General features: G+C 50.7%; 14 protein-coding genes and 1 pseudogene. 5 read left to right on the forward strand and 10 right to left on the reverse strand.

Annotation, left to right across the window (positions count from 1 at the left end):
• Position 1: 1 nt before the first annotated feature.
• The 4 genes from H9Q13_RS17310 to mnmD all read right to left on the reverse strand — a co-directional run bounded on the left by H9Q13_RS17310 (position 2) and on the right by mnmD (position 3,256).
• On the reverse strand, positions 2 to 1,087 hold the full coding sequence (locus H9Q13_RS17310; RefSeq protein WP_191185066.1) for an endonuclease/exonuclease/phosphatase family protein: 1,086 nt from the start codon (positions 1,085 to 1,087) through the stop codon (positions 2 to 4).
• A gap of 187 nt (positions 1,088 to 1,274) precedes the next feature.
• Entirely contained in the window at positions 1,275 to 1,595 is a 321-nt protein-coding gene (locus tag H9Q13_RS17315) for a hypothetical protein (RefSeq protein WP_191185067.1), read from the reverse strand.
• Positions 1,596 to 1,907: 312 nt separating this feature from the next.
• Positions 1,908 to 2,423: a glutathione peroxidase gene (locus H9Q13_RS17320; protein ID WP_191185068.1), complete on the reverse strand. Its 516-nt coding sequence runs from the start codon at positions 2,421 to 2,423 to the stop codon at positions 1,908 to 1,910.
• Positions 2,424 to 2,578: 155 nt separating this feature from the next.
• Positions 2,579 to 3,256 carry a tRNA (5-methylaminomethyl-2-thiouridine)(34)-methyltransferase MnmD gene (gene mnmD / locus H9Q13_RS17325; RefSeq protein ID WP_191185069.1) on the reverse strand — a complete coding sequence of 226 codons (678 nt, stop codon included), beginning with the start codon at positions 3,254 to 3,256 and terminating at the stop codon, positions 2,579 to 2,581.
• 237 nt (positions 3,257 to 3,493) lie between these two features.
• Between mnmD and H9Q13_RS17330 the strand changes: the two genes are divergently transcribed.
• From H9Q13_RS17330 to H9Q13_RS17340, 3 genes are all read left to right on the forward strand, one after another.
• Positions 3,494 to 3,922 carry an acyl-CoA thioesterase gene (locus tag H9Q13_RS17330; protein ID WP_191185070.1) on the forward strand — a complete coding sequence of 143 codons (429 nt, stop codon included), beginning with the start codon at positions 3,494 to 3,496 and terminating at the stop codon, positions 3,920 to 3,922.
• Between the two features lie 21 nt (positions 3,923 to 3,943).
• Complete coding sequence (gene rlmN, locus H9Q13_RS17335; RefSeq protein ID WP_191185071.1) at positions 3,944 to 5,017, forward strand: 23S rRNA (adenine(2503)-C(2))-methyltransferase RlmN; 1,074 nt, start codon at positions 3,944 to 3,946, stop codon at positions 5,015 to 5,017.
• 147 nt (positions 5,018 to 5,164) lie between these two features.
• Positions 5,165 to 6,409 carry a porin family protein gene (locus H9Q13_RS17340; protein WP_191185072.1) on the forward strand — a complete coding sequence of 415 codons (1,245 nt, stop codon included), beginning with the start codon at positions 5,165 to 5,167 and terminating at the stop codon, positions 6,407 to 6,409.
• Between the two features lie 69 nt (positions 6,410 to 6,478).
• On the opposite strand, the gene H9Q13_RS17345 is transcribed toward H9Q13_RS17340, so the two are convergent.
• From H9Q13_RS17345 to H9Q13_RS17365, 5 genes are all read right to left on the reverse strand, one after another.
• Complete coding sequence (locus H9Q13_RS17345) at positions 6,479 to 7,468, reverse strand: YihY/virulence factor BrkB family protein (protein ID WP_191185073.1); 990 nt, start codon at positions 7,466 to 7,468, stop codon at positions 6,479 to 6,481.
• Positions 7,469 to 7,537: 69 nt separating this feature from the next.
• On the reverse strand, positions 7,538 to 8,992 hold the full coding sequence (locus H9Q13_RS17350) for a DUF4403 family protein (protein ID WP_191185074.1): 1,455 nt from the start codon (positions 8,990 to 8,992) through the stop codon (positions 7,538 to 7,540).
• Between the two features lie 78 nt (positions 8,993 to 9,070).
• A complete protein-coding gene (locus H9Q13_RS17355; protein WP_191185075.1) occupies positions 9,071 to 9,409 on the reverse strand; it encodes a thioredoxin family protein in 339 nt (112 codons plus the stop codon).
• A 166-nt stretch (positions 9,410 to 9,575) separates the two neighbouring features.
• A complete protein-coding gene (locus tag H9Q13_RS17360) occupies positions 9,576 to 10,247 on the reverse strand; it encodes a BT1926 family outer membrane beta-barrel protein (protein WP_191185076.1) in 672 nt (223 codons plus the stop codon).
• A gap of 218 nt (positions 10,248 to 10,465) precedes the next feature.
• Positions 10,466 to 11,443: an NAD-dependent epimerase/dehydratase family protein gene (locus H9Q13_RS17365; RefSeq protein ID WP_191185077.1), complete on the reverse strand. Its 978-nt coding sequence runs from the start codon at positions 11,441 to 11,443 to the stop codon at positions 10,466 to 10,468.
• A 350-nt stretch (positions 11,444 to 11,793) separates the two neighbouring features.
• On the opposite strand from H9Q13_RS17365, the gene H9Q13_RS17370 reads away from it, so the two are divergent.
• Positions 11,794 to 13,161, forward strand: coding sequence for a hypothetical protein (locus tag H9Q13_RS17370; RefSeq protein WP_191185078.1), 1,368 nt, complete (start codon positions 11,794 to 11,796; stop codon positions 13,159 to 13,161).
• Between the two features lie 66 nt (positions 13,162 to 13,227).
• The gene (kbl, locus tag H9Q13_RS17375; RefSeq protein WP_191185079.1) at positions 13,228 to 14,424 is read left to right on the forward strand and encodes a glycine C-acetyltransferase; all 1,197 of its coding nucleotides are present in this window, start codon (positions 13,228 to 13,230) and stop codon (positions 14,422 to 14,424) included.
• A 148-nt stretch (positions 14,425 to 14,572) separates the two neighbouring features.
• Here kbl and H9Q13_RS18320 read toward each other — a convergent pair.
• A pseudogene (locus H9Q13_RS18320) lies at positions 14,573 to 14,679 on the reverse strand (IS982 family transposase); the annotation flags it as partial.

Below are 14,679 nucleotides of genomic sequence, written 5' to 3' on the forward strand. Positions count from 1 at the left end.
ATTACTTTTCTTTTACAGCCTCTTCTTTTCCTTCTGTTATTGTCTCGGCGGCTTCTTTCTTGGTTGCCTCATCGGCTTTCGGCCCCTCCTGTTCGTACTTGTTTTCCGGAGCAAAGCTTAGCTGGATATAAATCGGGAAGTGATCCGAGTCGATATCAGGTAACCGGTCGATGCTAACCAGTTTGAAATGGTCGGAGTGAAAAATATGGTCGAGGGGCCAGCGCAGGACCGGGTATTTGGCATTGAAGGTATTATAAAAACCCCGGCCAATACGAGGGTCAAGCAGGCCGCTTGTTTTTTGGAACAGTTTGGTGGTACGCGACCAGGCCACGTCGTTGAAGTCGCCGGCCACCACTACCGGGTATTGGGAGTCTGCAATGTCTTTGGCGATCATCACGATCTCTGCGTCACGCTTTTTGGAATTGGGGTCTTCGGTTGGCACAGGAGGTTTCGGGTGCACGGCATGCAGCTCTACCCACAAGCCACTGCGGAGCTGCACATAGGTTTTGATTGAGGGGATGTCATCATCCAGCAGGTAACTTACCTTTTGCTGGCGCAATGGCAGTTTGCTGTACAGGTGCATGCCATAGGTGTTGCTCAGCGGTACTTCCACACGGTGCGGGTATGCCCGAGTAGTAGGCTTCACAGCTTCTTGCCATACCGAGTCCGACTCGAGCAGCAGCAAGATATCCGGGTCTCGCTCCTGTGTCAGGTTAATCAGCTTGTCGTAGCTTTCGTTGTCCATCAGCACATTGGCTACCAATATGCTGAGGAGGGCATCCTGTGGGGCGTTTGCGTCTGCGTACTCTACCTGGTTTGGTGCCGGGCGGGTATACGGGAAGATCATGATGGATTGGTACACAATGGCGGCAGCCAAGGTGCCCAGCAACAGTTTGTCGCGTTTACGGTGGCGTGTACCTCGCCACAGGTATAGCACGAATACCAGCAGGGCCAGTACGAGCAGTTGCATGCGTGGGTAGTCAAATACACGCACATACCATTGTTGGGCGTCCAATAATGGCAAAGCGGTGGCCAGCACCGCAAAGGTGCCCAGGGCTTGAAGCGTTATTTTCGCTGCGTCTTTCATGGGTGCAATCGGGCCGTAGTGGCAGCGGTTTGGGTTGGTTGGAGCATAGTATGCACTGCAGTACGCATTTGCTCCAAGTATTGTTTATTAGTCTGGCTATATGTTTGAACGCAGCCAGGCATGATAACAAAAAGTCCCTCCCGGAGTGCTCTGGGAGGGACTTTTTGTTATCATGCCTGGAAAAGGCTTATTTCTTTTTCTTGGCGTTGGTGATTTGCCTAAGCTGCGCCACCGGGCCGAACTCAGCCTGCTCAATTGTTCTGCCGCCTAGGTAGATTTTGCGCAATTGCACTTCCACGGGAGCCATCGTGCGAGTCAGTTCGGAGTTTACCACTTTCGAATAGAACTCACGGGCCTCCAGTACGGCTCCACGCTCAAACGTATGCTTCGACTGGCTTTTGTTAACGGGTAATCCCGGAATTACCTGATAAGTAGTGCACACCACCTCGTACTTCGCCTTAAATGGGGTTACTAAAGGCTTTACCGCTTTTTGTAAAAGTTTTTTCATCTCGCTCTTATTGATTTGCTTTCATTGCCATTGGAAGACGCAAAATAAAACTTAATTCCAGAAATAAAACAATTATTCCGATAGAATTAGTGAAAAAACAATCTAACTGTAAAATGGTAGGTGAAAATTATACTTTTACGGGTAGTGTGTGCTGTTTTAACTTGTTGTGTATGAAAGTTTTGTAAATTAAAAGTGCCCTGTGCAAAGTAAGCTTGGCTGGGGTTCTGTTTTACAGGGACATAAATAATGCAATTGCCAACTGGCTGTAACACTTTTATTTATATCCTTCGGTGCAAATCCGAGTAACTGCTGTTATGCAGATTGCTTCGTATGTGCCAGCAGCTTCTCAATATCCGGTACCAGTTTTTCAGGTTTGGTAATGGGAGCGTAGCGTTTGTAGGGTTTTCCGTCGGCGTCTATCAGGAACTTGGTGAAATTCCACTTAACCCGGCTGCCGAGCAGACCGCCCAGCTCAGACTTCAGGTAATGAAAGAGCGGGTGTGCGTTGCTGCCGTTCACGTCCACTTTCTCAAACATCGGGAAGCTCACACCAAAATTGATCAGGCAGCCTTCCTCTATCTCTTTTTTGCCGCCAGGTTCCTGGTTGCCGAACTGGTTGCAGGGGAAGCCCAGAATCACCAGGCCCTCGTCTTTGTACTTCCTATAGATCTTCTCCAGCCCTTCGTACTGGGGCGTAAACCCGCATTGGCTGGCCGTGTTCACCACCAGCACGACTTTGCCTTTGAACTGCTCCATGGGAACCTCCTGGCCCTGCAAAGAGGTGGCCGCAAGGTTGTAGAATCCGCTTTCTTTGTGTTTTGCACTCATGTTGAATATCGTTATAAGGTATAGCCTGATGGTTTTATACCTGAACCGAAAATGCTCTAAAAGGTTTCGGCAAGGTATAGCCTGTGTTCCGGTTGCGACGGGCTATTCAAAAAAAATAACCCAGCGGAGGCTGGGTTATCAACAGTTCATTCAGATTATTCCACCGGTTTTAAGCCACGGGTCATTTCTCGTTTTCCCGGAGGTCCCGGAAGGGCTTCTACCTCAAAACCTGCAGCCTTGAGGCTACGCTTGAACGAGCCCTTGGCACAGTAAGTCACCAGAACGCCGCCTGGCCGGGTAGCCTGGTAAAGCTTGGCAAACATTTCGTCCGACCATAATTCGGGTTGTTTCTCGGGCGCAAAGGCATCGAAGTAAATCAGGTCATAGTAAGCGCGGGGCGGCACGAATTCCTCCAGCGTTTCATGGATTTTCTGCAGCGTGAAGTAAGGTATGATTTCTACCGGGTCGTTCCAGGATGCCTGGTGCATTTGCAGAAACACGTCCTGCAGTTCCGGGTTAAGGATAACCTTGTCAAAATGGAGTTGCTCCACGACGGCCATTTCCAGCGGAAACTTCTCCAGCGTGTCGTACTGGATAAAGGCTTTCTGGGCAAGTGCAAAGGGATAAGTGAGTATGGCGTTGAGACCGGTGCCAAACCCAACCTCCAGTATTTTGATGTCCCGCTTGAGATGAAGCACATGCTCCAGGCCGTGCTTGATGAAGACATGCTGCGACTCCTGCAAAGCACCGTGCACCGAGTGGTAGTGCTCGTTCAGCGCGGGCACGTACAGGGTGTTGGATCCGTCTTTGGTCTGCCTGATTTCGAGTTGCATGATAATTTGATTACTTTACAAATGTAAGCAATGCATTGGCCTGTCCGCAACAATAATGAAGAATTAACAAATAGTTCTGGGTCTGGCATAAAACCCGATGTATGATAGAGTTTGAACATGCTCAGGCAGCAAGCGACTTTATAGGGTTGCAATCTTCAGCAAGCTTCATAGCCAAATGAACATTTTGAAACCAACCATTTATTCATTTAACAATTTAATAATCAACAATCAAAGAAAATGCCGCGCATAAAAGTAGCCATACCTGTACACGTTTCTTTTGAAACCGCCATACCTGTACGCATCACCGACCTCAACTATGGGGCTCACCTGGGCAACGATGCCCTACTCTCCATCTTGCACGAAGCCCGGTTGCAGTTGCTGGGGCACTTCGGCTATACGGAGCTGGATTTGGGCGGCGCCAGCCTCATTATGGCTGACGTAGCCATCGAGTACAAAGGGGAGGGTTTCTACGGCGATGTGCTGACAATGAAACTGGCTTTTGACGATGTGCATAAGTACGGTTTCGACATCACCTACCACGTGCTCAATCAAAAGGGCAAGGAAGTGGCACGCGCCAAGACCGGTATGCTGTGCTTTAACTACCAGGAACGAAAATTAATGGCACTGCCCGACGAAGTAAAGGCCCGGATTGAAACTAATGCCTAAGTATTTTTGTAATTTTGCAGTATGACACTGATTGCAGACATTAATATACTGAACAAGAAGGATATCCGTAAGCTGTCGCTGGACGACTTAAAGGCATGGTTGGTAGAACAGGGCGAAAAAGCGTTCCGTGCCAAGCAGGTCTATGAGTGGATCTGGAAACACTCGGCCCAATCGTTTGAGGAGATGAACAACGTGAGCTTGGCCCTGCGGGAGAAGCTCGACCAGCACTTTGCCATTAACGCGGTGCAGGTGGCTACCAAGCAGCTCAGCAACGATGGTACCATCAAGTCTGCCTTCAAGCTCTACGATAGCAATATTGTGGAGGGTGTGCTGATACCGCACGACGAGCGCAAAACGGCCTGCGTCAGCAGCCAGGTAGGTTGCTCGCTTACCTGCAAGTTTTGCGCCACCGGCTACATGGACCGTGTGCGCAACCTGGATGCCGCCGAGATTTACGATCAGGTGGTGCGCATCAACGAGCAGAGCATGCAGCAGTATGGGCAGCCGCTGACCAACATCGTGTACATGGGGATGGGCGAGCCGATGCTCAACTATGCCAACGTAATGAAAAGTATTGAGCGCATCACGGCACACGATGGCCTAGGTATGGCTGCACGCCGCATCACAGTGAGCACGGCAGGCATCGCCAAGATGATCAAGAAGATGGCGGACGATGGCGTGAAAGCCAACCTGGCTTTGTCGCTGCATGCGGCCAACGACGAGAAGCGCAACCAGATCATGCCGATTAATGAGACAAACTCGCTGGAGGCGCTGACCGACGCGCTGAAGTATTTCCATGAGGTGACGGGCCGCAAGGTAACGTATGAGTACATCGTGTTCGATAACTTCAACGACTCGCTGCAGGATGCAGAAGAGCTGCTGCGTTTCACCAAAATCATTCCTTGCAAGGTAAACCTGATTGAGTATAACCCGATCGAGAATGCCGACTTTGTGAACACTGCCGACGAGCGGCTGGAGAAATTCATTTACTATTTGGCAGACCGAGGCGTGCAGGTTAACGTGCGCCGCAGCCGTGGCAAAGACATCGACGCCGCCTGCGGACAGCTGGCCGTGAAAGAGAAGCAACCGGCTTAATACCCGGAAGATAGATTATACAAAAAGCCCCTGCTATACCTTAGCAGGGGCTTTTTGCTTTTTGTTGATAAGGTATAAAACATAGTCAAGAAGATTAGATATTTTATATATTTGGCAAAATTTATCGCAATATATTTCTCAAAACTTATGAAACAACTTTACATTCTGCTGTTTGCCCTTTTTGTTAGTTTACCTTCAATTGCGCAGTCTAACTACCAGCCTGGCTACATTCTGATGGCCGATGGGAACAAGCAGGTTGGCCAACTGGACTACAAAAGTGATAGACAGCATGCCCGCCACATTAGTTTCAGGAGCAACAGCGAGGCCACGCCTGTCAGGTATAACCCAAATGAGTTGGTTGGTTATGGTTTTGAGGAAGGTAAACGCTACGAGTCGGCCAATGTGATGGGCCCAGATAGCTTGCCACAGCAAAGTTTCCTGGAGGTACTGGTAAAAGGAGGCAGTAGCCTGTACTTTATGAAGACAGAAGAAAGCAATGACCGCTTCTTTATCAGGAAGAATAATGAACCCTTGCAGGAGCTGACACAAGAGAAACGTCGCATTGAAGCGGAAAGCGGAGCTAAGTATACTACCACACTGAAGCACTATATCGGCACACTGAATTATCTGTTCCTGGATTGCCCTACTGTGCAGCCGCAACTTGAACGTACCAAGCTGGAGCAGGCAAGTTTGATAAAACTGGTGTCAGCATATAATACCTGTACTGCGCCGCAGCAGGAGCAATATGTTAAAGCTGCAAAATCGGGCCTGGTCATAGAAAAAGGACTAACTATAGGCGCCACAATGACCAATACCAGTTTTAGCAGCGGTAATTATTTCAGCTTCTTTTATCTGGAAAACAGTGAAATTGCCGCCTCTGTAGATTTTTCCGGAGGTTTATTCCTTAATATAGGCGCCACTAAGATCAACGAAAACTTCAGGCTGCATACCGGTGCCATGTTTTACAGGTATAGCGGAGCGGGTAATTTTGAGCGCCATCAATCTGCTGAGCAGTATGACAAATTTCACTACGACTTTGAAGCTTCCTATTTGAAAGTACCGCTCATGGTACGCTATACCTTGCCAGGTAAAAAGCTACAACCATATTTGAATGCTGGTCTGCAAAATGGTTTTTTGCTTAGTGGCAGCAGCCACGTAGAAAAGGAATCCAAATGGCATGAGAGGACAACCATTGATAGCGAGAAGATGTTTAGTGAGCTTCGTTTTTATGAGCAGGGACTACAGGCCGGTCTTGGTGTGCAGATGCCCTATTACAAAGAGAATAACCTAAATGTTGAGCTGCGGTATGAAAAAAACAACGGTTTTTCGCCATACAAGAATATCAGGCATGTTAACCAAGTTGCCTCTGTTTTACTTGGAATGTCCTTCTAAGACAGCGCATAAAATCAAAAAGCCCCTGCTATACCTTAGCAGGGGCTTTTTGCTTTTATGCGCTATACCTTAACTCGCCTTGTTAAACCTGCCTTCGGGTCTTGGTCGCCCGCTGGAGATGTCGTGTGGGTTATCGGTGATTTCCTGCTCTCTGTACAGTACGGCGTGCTCCTTTGGCCTGATTTCCTGCCCAAACTCACAGGCATATTGCTGAGTAAATTCCGCACCAAATAGTACGATGAGCGACGAGTAGTAGATCCACACCAGAATCACGATAATGGAACCGGCCGCGCCGTATGCTGAACCCGGGTCGCTGGTGCTGATAAACCAGCTAATGAGAAACTTACCGATAGTGAAAAGCATAGCCGTGATCAAAGCGCCCACCCATACATCCTGCCACTTAATGAATGCATCTGGCAGGTACTTAAAGATTAGCGAGAAAAGGGCCGTAATAATAGCCACTGACAAGATAAAGTCCAGGGCTTTGATGAGGTAGTAGAGCACATCGGGCGAAACGAACTGTAGGTAATTGTCGAAAATTTCGCGGAGGTAATCACTCAGAATAGAGATAACCGCACTCAGCAGCAGCGAAACCAGCATGAGCAGCGCAATGCTCAGCACAATGCCGAACGAAAACAGCCGCACCTGCAGCATTTTAAGGATGCCATTGGTCGGTTTCGGTTTCACGTTCCAGACACGGTTAAGCGACTCCTGCAGGGTGGCAAAAAATGTGGTAGACGCAAAAATAAGGGTGCCTATACCTATCCAGAAGGCGATACCGCCTCCCTCGCTCACATGCGCATTCTGCACAATGGTTTCAACGGATTCGGCTGCATTGGGGCCGATAGCGGCGGAAATTTGGGCGGAAAGCTCCCCGGAAACAGCCTTCTCCCCAAAAAAGAAACCTGCCGCCTGGATGATGATCACGAGCAGGGGCGGAATGGAAAAGATGGCATTGAAGGCCAGCGCTGCCGCAAGCAGCAGGGAGCCATTGTCTGTGAACCCCGCAAACGTGTTTTTAAAGAGGGGTAATATCTTAAGTTTGGTAGATGTGGCCATATCGCTTCAACTGTATCAGGATAGCTTTTTGATACGGCAGCAATATTGATAGGTTAGAAAAGGGGCAGCCTACAGCTTGTTCACGGTAGCAGTCAGGCTGCCGCTGGCATTCACCACCGCCTTTATGCCTGTTGGAGTAAGATAGATGTTGTCCAGCACGAGATCGTTGACGGCACCACGCAGCAATACCGCCTCATGCATGTGGCTGGACTGGTTCAGAGTATGCTGCAGCATGTTGCGCACATCCGCCAGTTGGCTTTGTACCGGTATGTTGACCTGGCTTTGTATCATCTCTTTAAACCTGTTTTTGGCTAGCCAGTTGGCCGTGTTCAGGAGCATGTCTTTGGTTTGGAGGTCGTAGTCCACGTCGCGCAGTTTGATGGAAGCTGAAGTTGGGTCGTAGTAAGGCGTGCCGCGCAGGTATACCTTGCCGATCAGTTTTTTGGTGAACAAGCCCGCTTTGGTTTTGCCGTCCACGTCAAGCATGAGCACGAGCTGCTCTCCGCTGGGCGTGATGGCGGCATCCTTTACCGTTACCTGGCTTTTTCCCCCGTCGAAGGTATAGGTTTGGTTGGCGATCTGCTGCTGCATCAGGCTGCTGGCGTGGGTATAGGGCACGGTGGCCGTGAGCCCGATCTGGATGTCGTCGCGCATGCGGCTGTCGATGATGAGCTTCGGTAGGTTTCTGTTCAGTTGCGTTTGGGGCTTGCCATCGGTCGTGACCTGTATGTAAGAGGTAATGCCCAGGTTGGTATGCAGACTGCCGTTGTGGGCGTACAGCGGGGCCATGCGTACTTCCTGTGGCTGCACGCTCAGCCAGGCGTTCAGGTTGTTGTCCAGCTTGACGGGCTGCTGCAGCTGCATCCAGGTATCGGCCACGTACTGGCGCAGGTTGAGGCGGTTTTGTATCTCCTTGTCCAGTTGGCGGGCGATCGTGTTCATCTGCTGCTTCATGGCGGGTTCTATGAAACGGGCCAGGCCTATCTTGAGCGGACCCAGATTGATGTAGGGCTTGGTGTCGCCCCACTCGAAATTGCCAGTTGTAATAGTGTTGATTTTGTAGTCTTCTGTCAGGCCAAAGCGGCTCTCCGTCTTCACGACCATGTCAAACGAAGTGGCTTCTGTTTTGCTGAAGGAAGGGCAGGCCTTGCAGGGCTCCCACTGCCAGCGGCCCTTAGCGTATACCTGCAACGGCACGCTGAAGTACAGCTTGTCCTTTTCGGCCCGGATGGTCATGCGCCCTTTCTTGAGCACCGTCACCGCCAGATTATCGTCGTCCAGGTTATCGTCTTTGTAAAGTGCGCCCTGTATTTCCTGGTTTAGTTTGTCCTCGATGGCCGACAAAGGTATAGAAACCGGAATACTGATGGAAGAAAGCTTGGGCTGGTAGGCCGGCGCGTTGGCGACCGTTGCCGGCGGGGCCGTGGTGGTTAGCCGGGCTGTGCTGGTACAAGCCTGAAAAGCGAGCAGGCCGCCCAAAACGAAAAGGATGAAAACCAGCTGTAGGGTAGTAAGTCGGAACACGCGGTATAGCCTTATAAATTTTAGCGCAATTTACGGCTTTTGCGGACAGCTTATACCTGCAGCAAACTGTGCAGCTGACTAGGCCTCTTGTCGGTGTGGCTGCAAAAGCCGCGAAAGCATGGCACGAATGCCGTCTTCGGTGTCAACAATGCCGCACTCCTGAATCGTTCCTTTGCAATAGATCGCAAAAAATGGCGTACCGGTCAGCTTCACTTCCTTGCTGGACACGGGGTTTTCGCTGGCGCTCATGCGGGCAAAAGTCACACTTTGGTACTGCGGTTCTACAGATAGTTTCCGGAAGGAAGGGGAGAGGGCTTTGCAAATAGGGCAGGCCGGATCAGTGAATTTCACGATCACACGTTCGTCATCAAATATCAGCTTGCGCAGTTGGTTATCGTTTATGTCCGTTACAGTCATGTTTCATAGTTTTGAGGTACGCAAGCCTTTGGCAGGTATGCGACGGTGTTTATGTAGGATATAGACGTTTTGTGTAAAATATAGGTTAACTGCCGTAAAGCAAAAACAGCCGCTACCTGAATGGCAACGGCTGTTTCTATGGAATTATTAGTAGTAAGAGCAGGCTCTAGAAGGCAAAGCCCAGCCGTATGCCTCTAGTAGAGAAAGGCGAAAAGCTGATGCTGTGGTAACCTTTGTGTTCTATCATGTGGTTGCTGTCGTTTTTATAAGTGGTGACAACATCTTTGTTCTTTCTGTATTGGAGGCCAACGCCTACTTCAAAACCTGCATAGAAGCGTGATGCGAAATAATAATCCACTCCGGCCAAGCCATTCAAGCCTACATTGAAGTTCGATCTGTTGGCTGCATATGCGGTCGAACCCCAGCCGCCCTTAGTCATATAGTCTTCTGTCTCTTCCTTAGAACTCCAATATCCCAGAGGCAACTCAGCACCTATGTATGGTGACAATCTATTAGTGCCTGCAAAGTGCTTCTCTATACCTGGCGTTATATTTATTCCAATAGAAGTCTGGTATGCATCGACTCCTAATTTGTTGTAGTCGTAATCTGCCCGAACCCCGAGACGGAGGGCTTTACCCTCTTCATAGAACTTGCGCAACTTCAATTGGCTACCATTCAAAAAAATATAATGCTCAAGGTTAACAGCCACTTCGGTCGTAATATCTCCTTTAGTTGATTTAAAGGTTTTTCCCGAAGAGTTGACCGGTGGAGAATCCTGCGCCTGCGCTGCGAAGGCAGCCGCTAAGCAGCAGAAGAGGGCAAGTAGTTTTGTTTTCATAAACCTAATTTATAAAATGAGTAGTTTCGTATATATGATTTCTTGAATACAATTATAGTGCCATTTTTATTAGGGTTTGTACAGTTATTTGAAATAAACAGGTATAGGATCGACCAATCTGCCTGAGAAATGGCATAAAAAAACGTGTGGTGCTACTGCACCACACGTTTTTGCTAGTCTCATATCTAAAGTCTTGTGTCTAACGTCTTGCGTCTACCCTACGCCAGCGTCTGCTCTTCCTTCATCTTCTTTAGGTTGAGGAGCATGTCTTCGGTCATGGCGTCTAGGTCGTAGGCAGGCTTCCAGCCCCAGTCCTGCTGGGCGGCGCTGTCGTCGATGCTTTGTGGCCAGGAGTCGGCGATCTGCTGACGGTAGTCCGGCTTGTAGGTAATCTTGAAGTCAGGTATAAACTTGCGGATGGAGGCGGCGATTTCTTCTGGAGAGAAACTCATTGCCCCCAGGTTGTACGAGCTGCGCACTTTCACCTGCTCGGCCGGCGCGTGCATCAGGTCCAGCGTGGATTTCAGGGCATCTGGCATGTACATCATGGGCAGGTAAGTGTTCTCGCTCAGGAAGCACTCGTAGGATTGGCCTTCTAGTGCCTTGTGGTAAATGTCCACGGCGTAGTCGGTGGTGCCGCCGCCCGGCAGGGCCTTGTAACCAATCAGGCCAGGGTAACGAAGGCTGCGCACGTCCAGGCCGTACTTTTCGAAGTAATACTCGCACCAGCGCTCACCAGCTTGCTTACTGATGCCATACACGGTGTTTGGGTCCATCACGGTGTGCTGCGGCGTGTGCTGGCGTGGGGTGTTGGGGCCGAAAACGGCGATGGAGCTTGGCCAGTATACCTTTTCTACTTTATGCTCCAGGGCCAGGTCCAGCACGTTGAACAAACCATCCATGTTCAGTTTCCAGGCAAACTTCGGGTTTTTCTCGCCGGTAGCCGACAACACGGCCGCCAGATGGTAGATCTGCTTGAATTTATATTTAGAGGCCAGTTCGGCCAGTACGTTTGTGTCCAGCACATCCACTTTCTCAAATGGGCCTGAGTCGCGGAGGTCGGCCTGCTTGGGCGCCGCAATGTCGGCTGCCACTACATTAGACCCGCCGTACAAATTGCGGAGCTCCAGGGTGAGTTCAGAGCCAAGTTGTCCGCAGGCACCAATCACCAATACCGTATCACTTGTGTTTGCCATAGTCAGAGTAAATTTTTGCACAAAGTAACCGATTTCGATGCAATCCTGAAAGTATCGGGACAAGAATCCCAATGCTTCTGAGTATAAGCTTATTGCGCGAGGAGATAGGTGTCAAAAGAAAACGCCTGCCAGCTGGCAGGCGCTTAGCCCTAACTAATCTAATCTTAACCTGGTGTTCTCACCACAGACCAAAGGTATGGTGGTCAGCCAGTGGCTCCAACAGGTATAGCCAGATTTAACGATTAAGTAATAATATGGTGAAATAGAAATAATGCGTGCCTGTTTCAGGAGTCCGATTTTCTTATATTTGTAGAGCCAATGGCCGTTTCAGGTATAGGATACAGGTCGATTTGGCTAATGTTGAACCAAGAATTCAGGACCGGTTCCGTACCTTTGCGGGTATAGAAATCGGACAGCGCGATATGACGTTTGAAGAGTACCTGGTAAAAAAGCGAATAAACAAGGCAGCCTTTGCGGCAGAGGACCCGGCCCGTTACGAGGCTTGGGAGGAAATGTATGCGCAAATGCACCCCAACAGCTTTTATGTGGCCGTGAAGATGGTGCTCAACAATGTGCGCCTGCGCTACCACCTGCGGGAAGAGGATGTGCCGAAACCGGCTACCACAGCCGCCCCGCGACCAGCTGCCCGACGTGCCGCTGTTCCTATACCTAAAACCGAACCCGAAACACCGACTGCTATACCTGCTGCACCGGATATTTCACAGGAAACAACTGATGAAAAGCCAGTTGCACCAACTGGAGCGCCTAAGCCAAGACCGGTCGTGCGAAGACCAGCCGCTTTGAAGCCGCCAATGGAAGGAGAGGGCACGAAAGCCGCAGAAAAGCCTGCCGCAGAAGGTACGTCACCAACTGCACCACGAGCCAGGCCAGTCATTAAACGACCTGTTATCTCGAAACCTGCTGCAGAAGCTCCTGCCGATAAGCCGACAGAAACGGATACGCCCGCACCACAGCAGCCGGCAACTGAACCTTCAGCAGAGGCAGCAAAGCCAGCCCGTCCGCGGCCTGTCATCAAACGCCCTGCCGCGCTGCAAAAGCCACCAAAGGAAGGGGAGGAACCAACAGCCGCACCAACCACAGGTATAGCACCAACAAGCGGCGAGGCGGCAACAGAAGCGCCAAAGCCAACGCGACCAAGACCGGTGATCAAACGACCGGCAGCCTTGCAAAAGTCGCCGCAGGAAGCAACCGAAGGGGATCAGCCTACTGCTTCCGGTGAACCGATAAACGCTGCGAGTACAGAAACTCCGGCACAGCCTGCAGCATATACGCCAAAGCCACCACGACCGAGGCCGGTGATCAAGCGACCTGCAGCACTGACGAAGCCAGCTGCTTCGGAAGCTAAGCTCGAAGAAGCAAAACTTACAGAAGATGCTGCTGCCTCAGCTGCGCAAGCCAGCGAAACGCCTGCGGGAGATAGTGCCTCGGAAGTAAAACCGGCTACTGAACAACCAGCCAAACCGCCCCGGCCACGACCGATCATCCGAAGGCCGGCACCGCCCGTTGCTTCGCCGGAAGTAGGAGATGCTAAGGAACCGCAGGACAGTCAGAATCAGCAGGAAACTCCGTCAGACACAGGTATAACAGGGGCGCCGTCAGCGAGTGAACCAACTACACCGGAAGGGCAGACCGAAAAGCCGAAGCCACCCAGGCCACGGCCGATCATACGCCGGCCACCGCCTAAAACGGAAGAATAAACAAAAGAGCAGCGGCTATACCTGTCTGCTCAATAAATAACCAGTAACAGCTTAACGAAGATAAACATGTACGAAACGTTAAAACCAGATTTAGAACAGCAGCTTGCCGAAATCAAGGAAGCCGGTCTGTTTAAGCAAGAGCGCATCATCACGACCCCGCAGGGCGCTGATATCGATACCACGCAGCAGGCACACGTGCTCAACTTCTGCGCCAACAACTACCTGGGCCTGTCGGCTCACCCGAAAGTGATTGAGGCGGCCAAGCACGCCATCGACACGCACGGCTACGGCATGAGCTCGGTGCGCTTCATCTGCGGCACGCAGGACATCCACAAAGAACTGGAGCGCAAAATCTCTGAGTTCCTGGGCACAGAAGACACCATCCTGTATGCAGCGGCCTTCGATGCCAACGGAGGTGTGTTCGAGCCTTTGTTCGATGCCGAGTCGGCAATTATTTCGGATGCCCTGAACCACGCTTCCATCATCGACGGTATCCGCCTTTGCAAAGCGCAGCGTTTCCGCTATGAGCACAACAACATGGAAGACCTGGAGGCCAAGCTGCAGGAAGCCCTAAATGCCGGCACCAAGCACCGCATCATCGTAACCGACGGTGCCTTCTCCATGGACGGCACGGTAGCCCAGCTTGATAAAATAGTTGAACTGGCTGACAAGTATAAGGCCCTGATCATGGTGGACGAGTGCCACAGCTCTGGCTTTATGGGCAAGACCGGTCGCGGCACGCACGAGTACCACAACGTGATGGGCAAGATCGACATCATCACCGGTACGCTGGGCAAAGCGCTGGGTGGCGCGATGGGCGGCTTCACGTCTGGTCGCAAAGAGATCATTGACATGCTGCGCCAGCGCTCCCGTCCCTACCTGTTCTCCAACTCACTGGCTCCTTCCATTGTGGGCGCATCCATCGCGGTGCTCGACCTGCTGAGCTCTACCACCGAACTGCGCGACAAGCTGGAGTGGAACACCAAATACTTCCGTGAGCAGATCACGGCTGCTGGTTTCGACATCAAGCCAGGCGACCACCCGATTGTGCCGGTTATGCTCTACGACGCCCCACTGGCGCAGGAGTTTGCGGCCCGCATGCTCGAAAAAGGCATTTACGTAATCGGGTTCTACTACCCGGTAGTGCCTAAAGGACAGGCCCGCATTAGGGTACAGCTGTCTGCCGTGCACGACCGTGAGCATCTGGACAAGTGTATCGCTGCTTTCGTGGAAGTAGGCAAAGAGCTTGGCGTGATCAAGTAAGACCGCGAATTTGTCAAGGTATAGAAACAGCCGCTTCTGTTATGGGAGCGGCTGTTTTTTTTAATTAAAATCAGGTTAATTGTTTCTTTATATATATATATATATATTATAATTGGTTATTGTTTAACTAAATAACTCAAGTTGCGAGCTACTGCATCACTTGATTTAAGGTATAGGCGAAGATAAAGAGGATTAGCTTGAGAATGAACCCTTCGGCAGTGACGGCGTGGATTTTCTTAGGGAAAAAGCCGGTGA

The sequence above is a fragment of the Pontibacter aquaedesilientis genome (assembly GCF_014773225.1).
Taxonomy (GTDB): Bacteria; Bacteroidota; Bacteroidia; order Cytophagales; family Hymenobacteraceae; genus Pontibacter; species Pontibacter aquaedesilientis.